Origin of the sequence: Methylotuvimicrobium sp. (assembly GCF_050611805.1) — a bacterium.
GTDB lineage: Bacteria > Pseudomonadota > Gammaproteobacteria > Methylococcales > Methylomonadaceae > Methylotuvimicrobium.
In genome coordinates this window covers 27643-47230 of the sequence record NZ_JBNGHF010000008.1, presented here as the reverse complement: position 1 = coordinate 47230, position 19588 = coordinate 27643, and the positions used below count along the sequence as shown (strand labels likewise).

Here is a 19588-nt window from a genome sequence, read left to right as displayed (position 1 = left end):
CGCCATTCCCGTATTTCGCTACGCTGCATACGGGCTACATGCTTTAATAGCAACTTGGGAAAGAGCGGAGCGGATTGGCCGTTTTTAGCTTGATGCGTATGGCTTGCAAACCCCGTCTTGCTAAGGAAGTTGGCTGACAAAAAAAGTAGGTTTCTGCCGTTAATTCTTTTGTTCCAACTGCCATTCGTTTAGCCAGTTGAACAAGGCTTCCTCTGTCATGGGTTTCGCAATGGCATAACCTTGACCATTTTCACAACCCAACTCAAGTAATTTCGATAAGTGTTCGGTTGTCTCGACGCCTTCCGAGATGACTTGTAATTTGAATATCGCGGCGAGATCAATAATCCCTTTAACTATCGCCAAATCCCCCTCGTCTTCCAGCATACCCAACACAAACAACCGATCGATTTTTAACGTTTTCGCCGGCAAGGTTTTCAAATAACTCAACGACGAATAACCTGTTCCAAAATCATCAAGCGCAAATACGACACCCAACGCTTGGCAAGCCTTCATCACCTTAGCGGCACTTTCGTAATCGTCCGATGTCCCGGTTTCCCGTATTTCCAGTTCAAGACAGCCTGGCTGCAACTCGGGGTTTTCGTCAAGCTTAGCGGCTAAATTTTCAACAAAATCAGAATTCAATAATGCCCCGGGGGCAACATTAATACTAATGGCAATATCGATTCCTGCTTTTTTCCATTGATGCCAATAACTTAAGGCCGTCGACAACACCCATTGGCCGATATTAATCTCCAACTGGCTGCCTTGAATCATCGGTAAAAACTCGGCAGGGCTCAGTAATCCACGAGTGGGATGTTGCCAGCGAATCAAGGCTTCAACACCCAGAATAGTTCCATCGCGAAGATTGATCTTCGGTTGAAAATACAACACAAATTCATTATCGGCTAATGCGCTTTCGATACGGGCAAATTGCTTTCCTTGCTCACAGGTTTGTTTTTCTTGAAGCATGTCGAACCGTTGAAATCGATTCTTACCTTGTTGCTTGGCTTGATACATCGCTTGATCGGCATGGCGAATCAATGTTTCAGAATCGGCTGAATCATCCGGATACAGAGTAAAACCCAAGCTCAACGATACCCACACTGTTTGATTCGCCAGCAACATTTTTGCCGAAACAGCTTTAAGAATTCTTCGTAATATCGTCTTACATTCGCCGCTGTCATTGATATCCAACAGCAACAGCACAAACTCATCGCCGCCGATGCGTGCCAGCGTATCTCCCTCGCGTAAACAAGCCTTGATGCGCCGAGTAATTTCTATCAATAATTGATCGCCGACTTGATGACCGAATCGATCATTGATCGGTTTAAATTCATCCAGATCCAGATAACACACCGCCATTAATTTTCGCGATCGCCGCGCATGAACGATGGCTTGTCCCAATCGATCCGATAATAAAAAGCGGTTCGGAACCCCGGTCAAGGGATCGAAATGCGCGATACGTTCCAATGCGTGCTGATGCTCTTTGATCGGAGTAATGTCGATAAACGAACCGATGAAATGATGAATGCTGTCTTGATCGTCCCTGACCACTGCAATAGACGTCAAGGCCGCGTAAATTTCACCCTGCTTGTTGCGATTCCAAATTTCGCCGCTCCAGTGACCTTCCGATAACAAGGCTTGCCACATGTTGCGGTAGAATTCGGTATCCTGCCGCCCCGATTTGAGTATACGTGGATTTTCGCCTTTGATTTCGTCAAGCCCATAACCGGTAATACGACTAAAGGCGTTATTTACATTGATAATACGGTTTTCAACATCGGTAATCACGATGCCGTCATGACTATAGGCAAAGACAGTCGCGGCAAGACGTTGATCTTCTTCCTTTTGACGCAATGCCTGCCGCATCCGTTCGGTTTCCAACAAATTGCGCACCCTAAGCTGAGCAATCTGGAGATTAAAAGGCTTGATCAAAAAATCTGCCGCACCCAGCGATAAACCCTGAATTTCAGCTTCAATTTCACTCAACGCCGTCACGAAAATAATCGGTATATGCTGTAATTTAGCATCAGATTTAAATAAGCGGCAGGTTTCATAGCCATCGAGATCGGGCATCATGATATCGAGTAAAACCAAATCCGGCGGAGTCTCGCTCGCCAAAACCAGGCCTTTTTTACCGCTAGTCGCTATTTGGATCTCGTATTGATCCTGTAATGCCATCCCCAATAGCGTGATATTAGCCGGTGTATCATCGATTATCAGGATCTTCTGGCGTTCAATACTCACAATGCGTTTCCCTTGGTCTCGGAGAATTGCTCACGCAATAATTTTAACTGTAGATGAGCCTCCTCAAAATTCATATCGTTGATCAGTTTACCAATCGTGTCAAAATGCGAAGCAATCACACTACCCTCCAATTTTGCTTGCAGCATGCTGAATTGTTCAACGGCAGTAAACATATTTTTTTCCAACTGGCCTTCGAGACCATCGAGAATCCCGTTAATACCCTCACAACTCTTGAAAAACAAGCGATCTTCTTTACAAATTACTGTCTTTTGCTGCTGAGCCGCGGACAGATGTATATGGCTTTCGATAACGCTCACTAAATGTTCTATCGTAAAAGGCCGAACGAGTCGTTCATCGATATCCTGTTTAAATTCAGGCTCTAACCCTTCGCTTTGCTGTTGATCGCTAATACCGATGATGAATGCGCGAGGAAGATGATGGGCCGATTCCAAGACACGAATCTTTCTCGCAAGTCGGCCAAAAGATCTATTTTCCAAACTAAGTTCAATAATGATTGCATCAAATTCTAGATCCTCGTCGATAAAGTCCGAAATTTGATCATCCTGATCCACACCAATCACTTCGATAGATCGTGCCTTTAGTTGTGCAGACAAATTAGCGCCATGTCCACAATCACTGTCAATCAATAACACGCGATGTAGCCTAGGATTTGGATTCGATAATTGGGATGACTCATCGATATTGGATGGTAAAGCGCTGTTATCGATCTCATTATCGACGCGGGTAGGTATCCGAAACCAAAAACGCGAACCTTGCCCTTCATCGCTCTCAAACCCTGCTTTGCCTTGCATCAACTCGGCAAAACGCGATACCAGTGACAATCCCAGCCCAGTCCCCACATAGCGTCGATTCGAACTGCTATCGACCTGGGTAAACGGTTTAAATAACTCGCGCTGTTTGTCCTTTGGAATACCGATACCGGTATCGCTGACCGAAAACTCCAACAAACAATTCCTCGACTCATCAAGGATTGAACGCGCCTCAATCCGGATAGAACCGCGATCGGTAAACTTAATCGCATTGCTGACCAGATTGGATAACATTTGCTTAACTCTGAGCGAGTCAACTTGATAAGCCTTTACCTCACGATCTACCCAGGCAGCATGAATTCTCAAGCCTTTTTGCTGGGCAGCACCGGAAAAAAGCGTCATAATTTCGTCTAAAATCCTTTGCGGTTGAACGGCTAAAAAATTTAGCTCCAAGCGATTCGCCTCGATTTTAGACAAATCTAAAATATCATTGAGCAAAGCAAGCAAATTGTTGCCGGACGTCAGAATCGTCCGAGCGCATTCTAGGCGTTTAGTATCGTTGCATTCCCGCTTGGCTAATAATTGAGCCATACCCAGAATCCCGTTCAATGGCGTCCGAATTTCGTGAGACATCGTCGCTAAAAAACTACTTTTGGCACGATTAGCGGCTTCCGCTTTACGAGTCTGTATTTTATTATTCAAAATCAGCGCGATATGAGAAAAAAACGGTGCCAAATAGTTGCGCATCTGTGCCGATCCCAGCAAATCGGACATTTTGACGACACCCAACATTTGGTCGCCAATCGTCAAAGGCATCACCCATGTGCAGGCCACCGCAGCAACATTATCTTTGAGCAAGGTATGGTTCAAATCGGTATTTTGTTCGACAAAATGGCGAGTGGCAAAGACCTCCGCCACCAACGAATCTTCAATCTCACCGACAATCCGTTTTTCGCCGAATAAGTTGACATAGTGAATCTCGCCTTCGTCCAGATAATAAATCTCTGTATTGGTACCGCCTAAACTACCGCAAAGCGCCGCTATCATACTATCTAGGAAGTAATCGATACCGGCAATCGGATTAAGCAATTCCACCATATGCAGGACAAGATGCAGATTGGCTTTTTCTTCGGATAGCTTACGGACACGGCGCTCCAAGTGCTCGATACGTCTTTGCAAATCTTGTTCGTTTGAATTCATCATGCCCGTTCAAGTCGTTGCTTGATCTAATCGCTGCTTAATAGCCTCGAACAACACTTGCTTTAAGTGTTCAAGATCCACTTCGAGCCAGTGTAAAGGTAAATCCACAAAATCGGCCGCGGTTTGAGCGGCTTCGGAAAAATCGGCGCTGCAAGGCGTTTTGAGCGCGAGCATATACTTATGGCTGCTGTGAAAAATTTCGCGCACCACGGCAATATTGTTACCGAAACAAGCCGTGATCATCGGTTGCCAAGTCAAGGCCCAATCCTCAACTAGAAAGTACGCTCCCTTTTCAAGCTCCTGCATGAAAAGCTCATAACCCAATAACATAACGATGCAATTTTGACCCCGGGTGCGGCAAGTGCGATGTTCGTCCAAATAGTTGTCCATCAACGGATGGCAACTGCCGTAAAAAACAAAGGTCTTTTCGCCTTTCGCCTCATGCTCTTGCAAGGCTTCGTTAAGTTCTTTAGATAAACGATTCAGGTAATTGTGCAGAGCCGAATCCAAAAAATGCGTTTGCACATTCCAGCCATGAGTCCGGATCAAATAGTCGACTTCTTTGCGCAAAATACCGCAACCGACCATCGTCAAGGGTTCTGTATGCTCCTGATGCAGGACAAATTTTTTCATGTCAACTGCCCGTAGTCAAAAGCTGCCGTTATCATCGCCTTGATATTGGCCTCCGGCACCGCCAGAGGCATAACGCCATTGCCGAATAAAAAATGTCCGCCCTGCTTGCCTATCTCGATGATGCGTTTGACTTCGGATTTTATTTCCGCCTCAGTCCAATGAATCATTTTGATGTCGTCAATCACACCACATGTCAAGCCGCGGGTATCGATCAAGCGCTTGGCTTCGGCCAAGTCAGCCAATGGACTGATGTAATGCGACGTGATGCCCAGTTGGTCAAACGCCAAATCGATAACGCCGTTAAATGGCGCCATGCCGCAATAATATACGACATCGGCAACACCGCCGGGTAGTAAGTCGAGTTTCATCCAAGGCAATACGATTTCTTCGATGATTTTGTTACCGACAAAATAGGGCGAACCGAACGGCGTCGAATACATCAAAACATTGGCTCCGGCCGCACGTAGCGCGTTAATGTGCTGATGAACAAAATCAACGCATTTGCGCAACAATTCATCGCGCAGATCGGCCGGCCCGGTCAAAAATAGCTCCATCCAGTTATCCATGCCCATCAACAGGGCCGGCAAGGTCGTCGAAGCCGTCACATAAGCGCAAATGGCATGCGTCTGCCCTATCTCGGTACGTAAAATCGATAAACAATCAGCAATGGCTTGCCAGGCTTGCTGTTGAGTGATATCGGTCGGGACTTCAAATTTGGCAATATCGTCCCAATTCTTGATCACGAAATCTTCCACATTAGGCACGCCGTCATCGGCAAACAATATTTTTTTACAGCCCAACAATTCGGCTTCTTTGCCGACATAGTGCAAACTCCACACATTATCGTGACCGAAACGCTTTAACATTTGCAACTGCGCTTCGGCAACACAATCGCCCCGTGCAAAATAATCTTGAGCGCGCATATCGAGTTCTCGCGCACCTTGATCGAACAAATTGCAAAAGATCGGAATACGCGGTGCCGGGGCGCCGTATTTAGCCGCCGCTAAAATTTCTAAAGGCGTCATGGACTCACCTCTTTGATCAATTGGATAATAACTTTTGCCGCCGTCACACCATCAGGAGCCCACACATCGGCCCCCACTTTTTTATATAATTCCGGATCGAATCGATAGGGCGCGCCTCCGACCGCCAGCTTGATTTTATTTTCCAAGCCTCTCTCCTTTAATAAGGATCGAACCTTGATACTACCATTCTCGCCGATCGCGGTATGCACCATCATGGCCGAAATCGCGATGACTTGTGCGTCGTTATCAACTGCCCCGTCGACAAACTGTTCGGCGCTGATATTGATGCCTAAATCGATGACATCGACCATCAACGATTTAAGACAACCTATCACGATACGTTTACCGAGCGAGTGCAAATCGCCATAGGCGGCTCCGATCACCACTTTACCGATCGTTTCCGGTGCGCTGGCGAATTTTTCCAGCATTCGCTCGGTCACTTCGGAGGCGATCTGTGCCGTCATGAAATGTTGAGCCAAATTGGAATCGGGATCCTGTTCGATGCGCGCCATCATGGCTTCCACGGCAGGAATGACCAAATTGAACACAATATCTTCCGGGCTATAACCATCTTGAAGAGCCCCATTAACCACGGCTAAGGCGGCCTGCTTATCGGTTTCAAAAACCGCTTCGTTGTATGCCTGCACGTAACGACTCAACATACTCCGGTCCCCTTATGCCATCGGTTGCAAGCGCAAATGTTCGATAAAACTTTCTTCATAGCTACTGATTCCGCCTAAATTGATCGATTTTGTCTTGTTTATGATCGCATTTAAACGAGCATTTGCGTTTTGGTCTAGCAACAACTGCTCGCACCCGGCCAAACTCGCATTCGCAAGACGTTTGAATCTGTCGACCGGTAAACGGGGCAACAAGCCGACACGCACAGCATTGTGCAAATCCAGATGTTGCCCTAGACTGCCGCAAATCCAAACAGCCTGTAAATCGCTTGGTTTCAAATCGGCAAACCCGAGTAATTGCATCATGGCTGCAGCGGTCGAAGCCTTGGCTCGTTGAAAAATATCGATATCGCCACCAAAAATCGCCGACCGAGCACTGCCGGCATCAAGCCGATAACCTGTACCGCTCGACTGCAATGATTGGGCAAAGCGACCGGAGGGTTTGAGTATTTGCTTGTCCAACATCACCGCAATCGCATCGATGAAGCCGCTGGCACAATATCCTCGAATCGGCTGCTCGTCGATCGTAGTCATCAGCCAACGCTCGCCGTCATCGCGTACACGATATATGGCGCCCGTTTCAGCCGCCAAGCCATTGCGCATCCCGACCCCTTCAAACGCCGGCCCACCCGGAACCGATGTCACCCATACCGTAGTACCGTCCCACAGAGCAATTTCAGTATTGGTTCCCAAATCCGCCAACAGCATCGGACTAGATTGCTCGGTAATTCCCGTGGACAAAAGATCGGCCAATAAATCCGAACCGACAAAACCGGCCAATGGCTGAACGATCGAGATATCCGCGTGAGGCATACGCCAATCATGGCGCCACGAGGCCACATCATCGATTTTGCACTCGATAGGGCTATGCCAATTTTCAAGCCGATACAAATCATCGCTATCGTTACCGCCACCAATCAGCATCAGCATAACGGTGTTTCCGACGATGATAATCTGTCCGGTTTCGGCAAGGAAATGAGCCACTTCCCCAAAATCTCGACTCAAAATATCTCGAATGCCATCCAAGATAGCCTTACGCCCTTCGGTCATCAAGTCCCGCGAGGCATGAACGTCCAATCTTTGGGCATCCAAACGAGTCAAGACATCGGCGCCATGCGCCACTTGAGGATTGATGCCTACCCGGCAACCGATGAACCGAGCGGTGGGGCGATGCCAAATAGACAAACGAATATGAGTCGTTCCTAGATCGACCGCAATGCCATACGGTTTCCGAACCTCGTCGGTAACTTTCGAAAACACTACCGTAGGCCACTGGTATCGATCCGGACTCCTCCATTGCGACGCCGGAGCAGGATGAGCAAGATACGCTTCACCGTCACTCAGAAGCCTTAATTGGCAGGCGAGCCGATAACCCTGCTCCAATTGATCCGGCAACAATTTCTGCCGTTCCACCGGAGTCGGAAGATTGAACCGACCGGAAATAACTTGTATCAAACAAGCGCCGCAAGTACCCAGCCCGCCACAGGCCGCACGAACGCGAATTTCGGTGTGATCGAGCGCTTCTCGAACCGATACCGAATCGGACAGGTAAAGCTCTAAACCGCAATTATCCGTGTTGACGCGTAACCGGTGATGTTTTTGTTCTTCGATGGATTCTAAATTTTTTGGCATCGGTCTTTTAGCCGCAATTCCGGACACTATCACGGAGGGTGGAACTCATATTACTATAGTAATATTCATGAAGGTCTGGCAATCGATCGTCTCGGCAAATGAAAGTGCGCGGCAGGCGGAGAGTGCGGTCACTCGCCCGATAGGACGATAGGACGCCGATGCCGAATTTTGATCTACGATGATGATAAATAAATTTTGAGGTCTTGATGTCAAACGATACCACGAGCATTGATAAGCGCCCCAGCATTCTGATAGTCGACGACGAAAGCGTCAATCTTTCGGTTTTCGGACAATATTTGATGGCGGATTATGCGGTCTTGGTCGCAACATCCGGCGCTAAAGCCTTGGAAATAGCGAATAATAACTCCTTGGACCTAATCCTGTTGGATATTATGATGCCCGGCATGGACGGTTACGAAGTCATTAAAGTTTTAAAAGCTAGTCCGAAGACACAAGACATTCCGGTCATTTTCGTGACGGCCTTGACCTCCGGACTAGACGAAACGTTCGGTTTTTCATTGGGTGCGGCGGATTATCTCTATAAACCCTGCAACTTATCGATATTATCGGTTAGGGTCAACTCACAGATAGAACTAAAAAAAGCGCGCGAGCGCTTACAAAATCAAAATATTCATCTCGAAGCGGAACTACAAAAACGCTTGCAAGAAAATCAAATAATTCAATCCGAACTGATGCAATCGGAAAAACTCGCCGCGATCGGTCAATTAGCGGCCGGCATTGCACACGAAATTAATAATCCGTTGGGGTTTATTTTTTCCAACCTCAATTCCTTTCAAGAATATGCCCTCGAAATATTCGACTTGATCGACCAATACGATAATCAACTCTCTAAATGCCGGCACCAACCTGACTGTATCTCGAAATTACAAGATTTGAAGCAGCAAAAAGACTGGAATTTTTTGCGCGAGGATATCGCCGATCTAATTTGCGAATCCAAAGAAGGTTTAACCCGAGTGCGAAATATCGTCCGTGCCTTTAATCAATTTACCGATGACAACGGCCAAGACTGGCAGCAATGCGATATCAAGCTGAGCTTGGAGACGACCTTAAAAGTGTTCGTCTGCAGCCAAAATATCCAATGCCGTATTCGCAAAGAATATGGCGACACGCCCGAGATCGAATGCATTCCTCAACTCATGAATCAAGTTTTTTTGAGTTTGCTGACCAATGCCTGGCAAGCCGTCGACGAATCCGGTGAAATCATCATACGAACCGGAACCGACGGCAAACAGATCTGGGTGGAAATTGCAGACAACGGCCACGGGATTAATCCCGACCATCTGCATAGATTATTTGAACCGTTTTTCACGACGCGCCCCATTGGCAAAGGCATCGGCCTTGGCTTATCGACCGCGAATAATATCGTCCGAGCTCATCATGGCAGAATCGATGTTTCGAGCCAAATCGGAGAGGGCGCCAGTTTTAAGATTTGGTTGCCTATTCATCAAACGCATGAATGAATGATTATACCCCTCGTAGATCAAAATTCGGCGCCGGGGTGCCCGTCAAAGGACGCCGTGAATACGTCCCTGTAGGCTCTATGCCAGCTCCATGCTGGCAAAGCCTTTGCCGAGCACCCCGGTGCCTCCTTAGACACTGCCGAAATTTGAAGTACGAAAGGTATACTTTCGCGCAGGCATCGACTATCTATTGCTACCGGCATACTCACCGATATACTCCACTTCCACTTCGGCAAGCCCTTTAACGCCAATCGCTTTAGCCGCGCCTTTCGATAGATCAATCAAACGATTTTTGGTGAAGGGGCCGCGATCGTTCACGACCAAAATAATCGACCGGCCATTTTGCAAGTTAGTCACTTTGACTCTGGAAGGTAAAGGAAGCGTTTTATGCGCGGCGCTTAAACCTTCGGGATTAAACTTGACGCCCATCGCAGTGCGATTGCCGGATTCGGCGCCATACCAAGAAGCAATGCCTCTTTCCTTATAACCATTGGGGTTGGCCAAGGGATAGTAGCGTTTGCCTCTAATTTGGTAAGGCCTGTTATAAGGCGCATCTCTCTTGAATTCGATGACTCTACCGAAACCATCATCCAATACCGGCTGTTTGGAAGAACAGCCGAATAACATCATAGCGACAATCGCCAAAACGGCGACGAACCCGAAATTACGTCTAACGGGCAAATGATACGGTTTTTTATGCAACAACTGAAAATCCATAAGATACTTAAAATTCAATATATTGACGAGCATTCTTAAAATAGCTTAATAAACTTAACGTCTGCTGAAGGCTCAGTAACGAATCGATATGACCGCTAGGATATTTTTGCCTAAAACTCAAAAGAGAATATTGCCACCACCGGTATTCTGATCGGCCGCGATTTGCAGTAAAGTCTTAAATATTAGATACTCCCAGTTCCAAAAGGTGGCTTATAATCATTTTTCATTGATTTCACGACACTTCAAATGCAGCTGCCGCTCATCCATCAAATTTAAGTTTCCAATTAATCATACTCTCTCGATAATACCCGAGACGTGGATACCAGTAAAAATTGGCGTCAACTCGGTTAATCGAAGTTTCCACCTTCACCAATTTGCACACTTTGATTGCTTACAACCGGGATGATTCAGGGCAAACGCATTAAAATAATCAATATATCAATATGTTATCCTGTTACTTAGAACGCTTAGTCAATTCGGCTTAACTTATGGCACCCCTCCCTGGGCCCCGTTAGGCCGCGCCGAGCACTGGCGATTTTGCCGAGAATAGCCCGTTAGGGGAGCGGCAGGGATGCCGCTCGTTTTCGGAGGGCTAGGGATAGCCCTTCCGAAAACCCTCGGCAAAATCGTCAGCGCGCAGGATGCAGCGGCCTCCGGGTGTCTTTTCTTTTGGATACTTTTCTTTGGACAAGCAAAGAAAAGTATCGCGGTTGTCGGTCCGCGAACCGACTACACATAAGCGTCGCGATAGCGACACAAAGCCTTATTTAGGTTTCAAATAAACTAAATCTTTATAGTTAACCAGGAAAAAGGAATATTTTAACTATTTGATTTTCTATAGTGTTTTAATGCGTTTGCCCTGCGGGATGATTGCAATGCCGCGACATTTTGGTAAACAAGACTTATGACCGAGTACGCTACGAAAACGACTGACTCTCAACACGAGGAATAAACATGAACATCAACGCAGCAATTTCATTGACCCGAAATCCAAGTCTCTGGCTATTGCTATTTTACTTGATGGCACCGTTTAATTTAGCCTGGTCTCAAGACGCACAACAAGCAACAGAACCCGAGAATAGCACCGAATCCGTTACGCTCGACCAAACCATCGAAGCCATTTCGGAACGTCGTAAAGCCTTGGAAAATGAAAGAACTGAAATCAACCGGCGTTTGCAAAAAGCATCGGGCCAAGATGCCGAACTATTACAAAAGCAACTCGCACTGCTGGAGCAAACAGCGGCAACCTTTACGGCACAAATCATCGAACTCAATCGAAGTCAGGAACTAGATGCTCAAAAAGCCGCCGACTTACAAGAAATTGCCCGACTAGAAAAAGATCCTAAGCCTGAAAAACCTGTTTCAGTTTTGGATTTGGACCGTGCACGAGAACAACTCGCAATAGAGTCGGCCCGGGTTAAAGTAGTTCGCGCCAAAGTCGATTTGGCAAAAGAAGACTTGGCACAAGCGCAACTGGTATTTAAACAAACACAAGACAAACTGACTCAATTACAAAGTCAAAATGGAGCAATCGAGCCCTTGCTGCTGAAAGCGACGGAATTCGAAAATGATCTCGCCGAACAACAACAGACGCTTCGCGAACTGGAACTGAAAAACGAAGAAAAAACGTTTTCAGTCTATGACACCCATCTTGAGCTATTACGTCGTCAAGTCGACTATTTACAGCAACACGCGCGCTTCGACAGTGCGGAATTAACCAAGAAAAACGAGAGCATCCGCAAAAATCAATTCGAACTGAACCGCGATTTGTCTCGACTCAACGATCAGCAATCAAAGGCACAAAGCCTATTGGATCAAGCTAGGAAGCGTCTGGAAGCGACTTCTTTCGAAGATATACAAGCCATTGAAGAAACAGAAGCGCGCCGCCTGGAACTAGAAGCACTTAAATCGAAAACCGATGCTGCGCAACGCAAACTAAAATTATTTTCGGAAAAAAAGGAGTTATGGCAAAAGCGCCATGCCGTATTCAACGAATCGGTCGAACGACAGGAATTACCGAACTGGCGATCTCAGGCCAACTCAGCCATCGCAGAAATCGAGCAAGAGCAAGCCACGATTAAACTTTGGCTCAGCGACTGGCAAAGCCGACTGAATGGGGTCGGCAGCAAAACGGCTCCGAATAAATCCTTTTGGCTATCACGTCAAAGTGAACACATACAAAGTATCATCGACACATTGACCGATTTAAACGGAGCAATGGATGAAACCCGCCGGCTTCATCAATACTTGATCGACGATATTAATGCCAGAACATCGCAATACAACCTTCGCGACCGGATCAAAAGTTTAATCAACATGGAGATCAATCATAATTCGCTATGGGATTGGCTTTATGCCTTCGCCATCGCCTCGATGACCTTCATTTTATTATTCGTTTTGCGTTGGTTCCTAATGCGCGGTTTAAAGCATGCCGCCGAACGCAAGCATTTTTCCCAAGCGAATGAAATGCTAAGCACCGTCAAACGCGCCAATCTCATATTCTTTCTAGTCATCGCTGTCTTTTTCTCATCATTATCGTTAACGCTAGACCCCGCCACCGATACGACGATCGCCAAAATCACAAAAGTTGTTATCGCACTACAGATCGCGATTTGGCTGAGCGGTTTTATAAGAGCCTGGATTTTCCGTATCCTGTCGCGCAAAACCAAACGCGACGGCGCCAGCATGGGCGCATTGGCCATCCTTAATTTCACGAGCCAAATAGTGTTATGGTCGGTAGCAGTATTGCTTATTCTGCAAAACCTCGGTATCGATATCACCGCGTTAATTGCCGGCCTCGGTATCGGCGGTATCGCAGTCGCCTTGGCGCTGCAACGAATCCTCAGCGATTTATTCGCATCGCTATCAATCGTGCTCGACAAACCCTTCGTGATCGGCGATTTCGTCAATTTCGGCGATTATTTCGGCACCATAGAGCATATCGGCATCAAAACTACTCGATTGCGTAGCCTGACCGGCGAGCAGATCATTTGCGCCAACGGCGAACTGCTCGATACCCGCATCCGCAACTATAAACGCATGCAAGAGCGGCGCGTAGTTTTCAAACTTGGAGTGGTCTATGATACGCCCTATAAAAAGCTGCAGAGCATTCCGGCAATGCTCAAAGCGATCATCGAGAAGCAAGATAAAACTCGCTTCGATCGCGCTCACTTTTTTCAATACGGTGATTTCTCTCTCGATTTCGAAATCGTCTATTATGTGCTGAGCCCTGACTACGGTTTATTCATGGATGCGCAGCAAGCAGTCAATCTGGATATTTACCAACAGTTCCAACAGGAAGGCATCGAATTCGCTTATCCGACTCAATCACTGTATTTGCATAACAGGCCTGTTTCGCAGCCTAAATTATCTGAAATCGGATAATCGAGCCCCAGGAAAACCCATTGGCCAAGTAAATGAGTCTAAATCAAGGAAGCATCATCGCGAATATCGTTCAAATACTCGAACGGCGTATATTCTTGGCAAAAGTCTGTTGGAAAAACGGAACAATCGCCTCGCTTACCGAGTTGGGTGATGAAGACCCGGACAAACCTTATCTGTTACCGGGCTTTATCGATGCGCATGTGCATATCGAAAGCTCGATGCTGACGCCGTCCGAATTTGCACGGATCGCGTGCCGGCACGGTACCGTCGCTACCGTTTCCGACCCGCATGAAATCGCCAATGTGCTCGGCCTGGAAGGAATTCGCTTCATGTGCGATAGCGCCGCGTTGACGCCGATGCCGATATTGTTCGGAGCGCCTTCGTGCGTTCCGGCAACTCCATTTGAAACGTCCGGCGCGCGCCTCGACAGCGTACAATTGGCCTGGCTGATCGAAAACCGGCAAGCAAGTTATCTATCGGAAGTGATGAATTATCCGGGAGTTTTGCACGAGGATGCCGAACTCATGAATAAATTGGCATTGGCCAAGCGTTTCGGCTACCCGATCGACGGTCATGCGCCCGGCCTGAGCGGTGAAGACGTCAAGCGCTATGCGGCGGCCGGCATTTCGACCGATCATGAATGCAGCACGCTCGATGAAGCCCGCGAAAAACTCGCGGCCGGCATGCATATCTTGATTAGGGAGGGCTCTGCGGCGCGCAATTTCGAGGCATTGCATCCGTTGATCGGCGAAGCTCCCGAGCGCGTGATGTTGTGCAGCGACGACAAGCACCCGGACGACTTGGTTGCCGGCCACATCAATGTCTTAGTAGCTCGGGCCATCGCGCACGGTCATAGCGTTTTCGATGCCTTGCGCTGCGCCTGTTGGAATCCGGTCGACCATTATGATTTGCCGGTTGGCCGCCTGCGGGTCGGCGAGCGCATGGACGCGGTACTCGTCGAAAATCTAACCGACTTTAGCGTACTCGTCACTTGGATTGCCGGCCAAAAAGTCGCCGAGCACGGCAAAAGCCTGTTGGTGCATCATGAAACAAAACCCGTCAATCGTTTCGCCGCCGTACCGATCGACACATCCGATCTCAAAGTGCCGGCGAGCAACAAGCAAATCCGTGTGATCAAAGCGTTCGATGGAGAGTTGTTCACGCAAGCTTTATTACGCACGCCTAAAATCGAGCATGACAAGATTGTGCCCGACATCGAATGCGACCGTCTATTGCTGGTCGTCGTCAATCGTTACGAAGTCGCCCGCCCGGCACTGGCCTTCATCGAAGGCTTCGGCTTGCAACGAGGCGCGTTGGCGTCGAGCGTCGCGCACGACTCGCATAATATTATCGCAGTCGGTGCCGATGCCGATGCCATTTGCCTAGCTGTCAATGCGGTGATCGCGGCGCAAGGCGGCATTGCGGTTGCGGACCGGGAGCATGTCGAATTACTGCCGCTGCCTATCGCGGGCCTTATGAGCGATGCCGACGGCGATAGCGTCGCGGCGCGCTATGCCGAATTGGACGCATCGGCCAAGCGACTGGGTTCGCCGCTGCGTGCGCCGTTCATGACTTTATCGTTCATGGCCCTGCTGGTTATTCCCGAATTGAAATTGAGCGACCGAGGTTTGTTCGACGGTCGGACATTTTCCTTCACTTCATTGACGGTAACGCCGTGATGACTCGTTTTATCTTGAATCGACAACTGATCGAGGATCATGCCCACCCGGCAACGGTCGTTCTGGACCTGATTCGTCAGCGTCCGAGCCTGACCGGCACCAAGGACGTCTGTCGGGAAGGCGATTGCGGCGCCTGCCAAGTGCTGCTCGGATCAATGCGCGGCGGTCGCCTGCGCTATCAGGCCGTCAATGCCTGTTTGTTGCCGTTGGGCGCGATCGACGCATGTCATGTCGTGACGGTGGAAGGCCTGAACGCCGAATCCTTGAATCCGGTTCAACGCGCCTTAGTCGATTGCGGAGCGATTCAATGCGGATTTTGCACGCCCGGCCTGGTTTTGGCCTTGACCGGTTTTTTTCTGAATGCCGTGATTTCCGATGAAAAGGCCGCGATCGATGCGCTTGCCGGCAATCTCTGCCGCTGCACCGGTTATGCCGGCATCAAACGCGCGATAGCGCGGCTCTGCCGGCAATTCGACTTGTCCGGTTCGCCGCCGGAACGCAGGATCGACGATTTGGTGCAATGGCAAATCCTGCCGGCTTATTTTTCGGGCATGGATTCAAAACTATCGGCCATTGCGCCGCGCGATAAAACAGAGCCGACGCCGGACGCGGTACTGGTCGGCGGCGGCACCGATTTATGGGTGGCCCGTCCGCAATCGCTGCACGCTCAGCCCTTGGCGTTCTTGCCCGGCAACGCCAACGGCGTTCATGTCGACGGTGACGACTGCATCGTCGACGCCGAGACGACGATAGAACAACTTCGAACCTCTAAGTTGTTTCGACAATTGTTTCCGTCGGTCACGCAAGACTTTGAATTGATTTGCTCGGCGCCGGTCCGGGCGCGCGCGACGGTCGGCGGCAATCTGGTCAACGCCTCGCCGATTGCCGATCTGGCGGTGTTTTTTCTGGCCTTGAATGCCCGTCTGCTACTGGTCTCGCAGGACGCCAGCCGCACCGTTTCGCTCAAAGATTTTTTTCAAGGCTATAAACAAGTCGATTTGCAAAGCGGCGAACGCTTGCAAACCATCCGTTTCAACCGAAGAGCCGCGATGGGTTTCAGTTACGAGAAAGTCAGCATGCGCCGGCATCTCGATATCGCCGCCGTCAACTCGGCGCTCGGCATCGAACATGCCGACGGGCGAATCGTCACAGCCCGTTTATCAGCCGGCGGCGTTGCTCCGGTGCCGTTTTATTTCGAGAAGACCTGCGCCTATTTGCAAGGCCGTCCGATAACTCCGGCAACCGTTCTCGCCGCGATCGATATCGCCGGGCAAGAAATCGCGCCGATTTCCGACTTGCGCGGTTCCGCCGGCTACAAACGTTTATTGTTGAGACAGTTGATCTTCGCGCATTTCATGAAGCTATTTCCGGAAGTGATTCGCTGGGAGCAATTACATGCACGACAATGATCTCGAACTGCATGCCCAAGGGCGCTCGACTTTCGTCGACGATATCGCGCCGCCGGTCGGTTTGCTGCATGCCTTTCCGGTCGTCTCGACAATCGCTCACGGCTTGATCGCCAGCATCGATTTTAGCGAGGCCTTGGCGTGTTCCGGAGTTGCCTCGATAGTGACCGCAGCCGATATACCGGGCGTCAACAACATCGGCAATGTCGAGGCCGAAGAGGTCTTGCTAGCCGATAAAGCCGTGCTGTACCAAGGCCAACCGATCGCCGTGGTCGTTGCCGCATCCGAAAGCGAAGCCCGGCATGCGGCCGCGCGCGTCAAAGTCGACTACCGCGAACTGCCCTCCGTGTTCGACGCACGCGAGGCGCACCGGCAAGGCTTGCACATCGCGCCGCCGCGCATTTTTTCGCTCGGCGATGTCGAAGAGGCCTGGCAAACATGCGATGTCATCGTCGAAGGCAAGGCACAATCGGGCGCGCAGGAGCATGTCTATCTGGAAACCCAAACCGCGCTCGTCTATCCGCTGGAAAACGGTGCTTTACGAGTCGTTTCGGCCACGCAGTCGCCGGGCATGGTGCAGCGGGTCATCGCGCGCGTGCTGAAACTGGCGATGACGCAGGTCGAAGTCGACGTGCTGCGCCTCGGCGGCGGTTTTGGCGGCAAGGAAGAACAAGCGACGACCTGGGCCGCAATCGCGGCATTGGCGGCTAGCCTCCAGCAACGGCCCGTCAAAATACGATTGAGCCGAAGCGACGACATGCGCTGGACCGGCAAGCGTCACCCTTACGATGCCGATTTCAAGATAGGCTTGGCTCGCGGCGGCAAGATCTTGGCTTATCAAGTCAGTTTTTACCAGAATGCCGGTGCGTTCGCCGATCTTTCGCTGGCTATCCTGGAACGCACGCTGTTTCATGCCTCCAATAGTTATTTCATTCCGAACGTGCGCGCGGCCGCGGTCAGTTGCCGCACGAATCTGCCGCCGAATACCGCATTCCGAGGCTTCGGCGGGCCGCAGGCGATGTTCGTGCTGGAAGCTGCGATTTTCAAAGCCGCTGCGGCATTGCAAATCGATGTTGCCGAAATTCAGCGCATTAATTTATTGCAAGAAGGCCAAGCGTTTCCTTACGGCATGCCCGCGACGGAATGCCGGGCGCGGGATTGTTGGGAGCGTTTGCAAGAAAAGCTTAGCTTATCACTGCTACAACAGGCGATAAACGACTTCAACGCGAGCCGTCGACTCGAGAAAAAAGCCTTGGCGTTGATGCCGATCTGCTTCGGGATTTCGTTTACCGCGACTTTTCTGAATCAGGCCGGCGCGCTAGTGCATGTTTATGCCGATGGTTCGGTCGGCGTCAGTTGCGGCGCGGTCGAAATGGGCCAAGGCGTCAAGCAAAAAATCCGAAACATCGTTGCTTTGACCTTTTCGATAGCTTCAGACCGCGTCAAGGTTGAAAGCACGAATACCTCGCGCATCGCGAATATGTCGCCGACCGCGGCCAGCGTCGGCGCCGATCTCAATGGTCAGGCGGCTTCATTGGCTTGCCGGCAGATTCTTCAGGGTTTGAAAAAAGTCGCCGCCGGATTGCTCGATATCGAGGCCGAAGCGGATAAAGTCGCCATCGAACAAGAGCGCGTGTATTTCAACGGCCAGCCGACCGCAATCGTCTGGAATCAATTGATTTCCGCGGCATATCTGTCCCGAACGGCGCTGTCGGCGCATGCGCACTATGCGACGCCCGGCGTCTATTTCGACAAAAGCAAAGAACAGGGCCAACCTTTCGCCTATCATGTTTACGGCTGCGCCGCCATTGAAGTAACGGTCGATTGCTTGCGCGGGATTTATCGCATCGATGAAGTCGTTATCGTGCATGACGGAGGCAAGAGTCTCGCGCCCGAAGTCGATCTCGGCCAGGTTGAGGGCGGTCTGATGCAGGGCTTGGGATGGATGACGATCGAAGATATCCGTCATGATAGCCAGGGTCGTTTACTGAACGATACGCTGACCGCCTATAAGATTCCCGATATTCATTTCGCGCCGGAAATCAGCATCGAATTTTTGGCCAAGGACAATCCGGCCGCGATTCTGCATTCGAAAGCGGTCGGCGAGCCGCCGTTCATGTATGGGATCGGCGTGTATTTCGCGCTGATCAAGGCGATTCAGGCTTTCAACCCGGCCTTTAAACCGGAGTTCAGCGCGCCGATGACGCCGGAAAAAGTGTTGCTGGCCTTGTATTCCGAAACATAATGGCACTGTTGACGCTGCGCAACAGCATGTCGGGCGCGTTGATTTATGCGGCGGGAGATAGCGCCGCGGCATTGTTGACCGACGAATTCCAATGGTTTCGATTGCTCGGTATGATGCTGGTCGGGGGGACATTGTATGCAATCGAAATTCCAGCCTATTTCAATTGGCTGGCGCGTTGTTTCAGAGGGAGCGATCTTCGCAACCGTATTCTACGCGCCTTGCTGGCTCAGGCGTTTTTCAATCCGCTGTGGATCGCGCGGCATATCGCATTGATCTATTGCGTGTCGGGCCGCTTTGCCGAACTGAACTGGCAATTACTGAACATCGGTTTGGCGTCATTTCTGCGCATCGTGCCGCTGGCGATTGCGGCCAATTACCTGATTCAAAATCATATTCCGCTGCGCTGGCGTTTCATCAGCAGCGCGATTTTTTCGGCGATGATGGCGGTCTATTACGCGATGAGTGAGGCATTCTTTGGCTAGGCTAAGG

At 49.8% G+C, this 19588-nt stretch carries 13 protein-coding genes; 6 read left to right on the top strand and 7 right to left on the bottom strand.

Features of this window, described 5'->3' with window-relative positions; all coding sequences use genetic code 11:
* Nucleotides 1-159: 159 nt before the first annotated feature.
* From ACRJJO_RS05930 to ACRJJO_RS05905, 6 genes are read right to left on the bottom strand one after another with little or no spacing between them, the layout of a single operon-like run.
* Nucleotides 160-2247, bottom strand: a complete 2088-nt coding sequence (locus ACRJJO_RS05930) for an EAL domain-containing response regulator (protein WP_431064971.1) — start codon at nt 2245-2247, stop codon at nt 160-162.
* Nucleotides 2244-4220: an ATP-binding protein gene (locus ACRJJO_RS05925; protein ID WP_431064970.1), complete on the bottom strand. Its 1977-nt coding sequence runs from the start codon at nt 4218-4220 to the stop codon at nt 2244-2246. The genes ACRJJO_RS05930 and ACRJJO_RS05925 overlap by 4 nt, the downstream gene beginning before the upstream one ends.
* A gap of 6 nt (nt 4221-4226) precedes the next feature.
* Nucleotides 4227-4850 (bottom strand): DUF1638 domain-containing protein, encoded by a 624-nt coding sequence (locus ACRJJO_RS05920; RefSeq protein WP_431064969.1) that lies wholly within the window; start codon nt 4848-4850, stop codon nt 4227-4229.
* Nucleotides 4847-5875, bottom strand: a complete 1029-nt coding sequence (locus ACRJJO_RS05915) for a uroporphyrinogen decarboxylase family protein (RefSeq protein ID WP_431064968.1) — start codon at nt 5873-5875, stop codon at nt 4847-4849. The genes ACRJJO_RS05920 and ACRJJO_RS05915 overlap by 4 nt, the downstream gene beginning before the upstream one ends.
* Nucleotides 5872-6537: a cobalamin B12-binding domain-containing protein gene (locus ACRJJO_RS05910; protein ID WP_431064967.1), complete on the bottom strand. Its 666-nt coding sequence runs from the start codon at nt 6535-6537 to the stop codon at nt 5872-5874. The genes ACRJJO_RS05915 and ACRJJO_RS05910 overlap by 4 nt, the downstream gene beginning before the upstream one ends.
* Nucleotides 6538-6549: 12 nt before the next feature.
* Entirely contained in the window at nt 6550-8187 is a 1638-nt protein-coding gene (locus ACRJJO_RS05905; protein WP_431064966.1) for an ASKHA domain-containing protein, read from the bottom strand.
* 206 nt (nt 8188-8393) lie between these two features.
* Here ACRJJO_RS05905 and ACRJJO_RS05900 point away from each other — a divergent pair, with 206 nt between their 5' ends.
* Entirely contained in the window at nt 8394-9668 is a 1275-nt protein-coding gene (locus ACRJJO_RS05900) for a sensor histidine kinase (protein ID WP_431064965.1), read from the top strand.
* A gap of 183 nt (nt 9669-9851) precedes the next feature.
* Here ACRJJO_RS05900 and ACRJJO_RS05895 read toward each other — a convergent pair whose 3' ends face one another.
* Nucleotides 9852-10385 (bottom strand): septal ring lytic transglycosylase RlpA family protein, encoded by a 534-nt coding sequence (locus ACRJJO_RS05895; protein ID WP_431064964.1) that lies wholly within the window; start codon nt 10383-10385, stop codon nt 9852-9854.
* 954 nt (nt 10386-11339) lie between these two features.
* Here ACRJJO_RS05895 and ACRJJO_RS05890 point away from each other — a divergent pair.
* From ACRJJO_RS05890 to ACRJJO_RS05870, 5 genes are read left to right on the top strand one after another with little or no spacing between them, the layout of a single operon-like run.
* A complete protein-coding gene (locus ACRJJO_RS05890) occupies nt 11340-13769 on the top strand; it encodes a mechanosensitive ion channel domain-containing protein (RefSeq protein WP_431064963.1) in 2430 nt (809 codons plus the stop codon).
* A gap of 32 nt (nt 13770-13801) precedes the next feature.
* Nucleotides 13802-15448: an adenine deaminase gene (gene ade, locus ACRJJO_RS05885; protein ID WP_431064962.1), complete on the top strand. Its 1647-nt coding sequence runs from the start codon at nt 13802-13804 to the stop codon at nt 15446-15448.
* A complete protein-coding gene (locus tag ACRJJO_RS05880; protein WP_431064961.1) occupies nt 15448-16857 on the top strand; it encodes an FAD binding domain-containing protein in 1410 nt (469 codons plus the stop codon). The genes ade and ACRJJO_RS05880 overlap by 1 nt, the downstream gene beginning before the upstream one ends.
* Complete coding sequence (locus ACRJJO_RS05875) at nt 16844-19099, top strand: molybdopterin cofactor-binding domain-containing protein (RefSeq protein WP_431064960.1); 2256 nt, start codon at nt 16844-16846, stop codon at nt 19097-19099. The genes ACRJJO_RS05880 and ACRJJO_RS05875 overlap by 14 nt, the downstream gene beginning before the upstream one ends.
* Nucleotides 19099-19581, top strand: a complete 483-nt coding sequence (locus ACRJJO_RS05870) for a hypothetical protein (protein WP_431064959.1) — start codon at nt 19099-19101, stop codon at nt 19579-19581. The genes ACRJJO_RS05875 and ACRJJO_RS05870 overlap by 1 nt, the downstream gene beginning before the upstream one ends.
* Nucleotides 19582-19588 lie beyond the last annotated feature (7 nt).

What these genes read in the sequence shown, in the direction of transcription:
- ACRJJO_RS05925 (WP_431064970.1), bottom strand. Translation starts at nt 4,220, where the DNA reads ATGATGAATTCAAACGAACAAGATTTGCAAAGACGTATCGAGCACTTG.
- ACRJJO_RS05920 (WP_431064969.1), bottom strand. Translation starts at nt 4,850, where the DNA reads ATGAAAAAATTTGTCCTGCATCAGGAGCATACAGAACCCTTGACGATG.
- ACRJJO_RS05915 (WP_431064968.1), bottom strand. Translation starts at nt 5,875, where the DNA reads ATGACGCCTTTAGAAATTTTAGCGGCGGCTAAATACGGCGCCCCGGCA.
- ACRJJO_RS05910 (WP_431064967.1), bottom strand. Translation starts at nt 6,537, where the DNA reads ATGTTGAGTCGTTACGTGCAGGCATACAACGAAGCGGTTTTTGAAACC.
- ACRJJO_RS05905 (WP_431064966.1), bottom strand. Translation starts at nt 8,187, where the DNA reads ATGCCAAAAAATTTAGAATCCATCGAAGAACAAAAACATCACCGGTTA.
- ACRJJO_RS05900 (WP_431064965.1), top strand. Translation starts at nt 8,394, where the DNA reads ATGTCAAACGATACCACGAGCATTGATAAGCGCCCCAGCATTCTGATA.
- ACRJJO_RS05895 (WP_431064964.1), bottom strand. Translation starts at nt 10,385, where the DNA reads ATGGATTTTCAGTTGTTGCATAAAAAACCGTATCATTTGCCCGTTAGA.
- ACRJJO_RS05890 (WP_431064963.1), top strand. Translation starts at nt 11,340, where the DNA reads ATGAACATCAACGCAGCAATTTCATTGACCCGAAATCCAAGTCTCTGG.
- ade (WP_431064962.1), top strand. Translation starts at nt 13,802, where the DNA reads ATGAGTCTAAATCAAGGAAGCATCATCGCGAATATCGTTCAAATACTC.
- ACRJJO_RS05880 (WP_431064961.1), top strand. Translation starts at nt 15,448, where the DNA reads ATGACTCGTTTTATCTTGAATCGACAACTGATCGAGGATCATGCCCAC.
- ACRJJO_RS05875 (WP_431064960.1), top strand. Translation starts at nt 16,844, where the DNA reads ATGCACGACAATGATCTCGAACTGCATGCCCAAGGGCGCTCGACTTTC.
- ACRJJO_RS05870 (WP_431064959.1), top strand. Translation starts at nt 19,099, where the DNA reads ATGGCACTGTTGACGCTGCGCAACAGCATGTCGGGCGCGTTGATTTAT.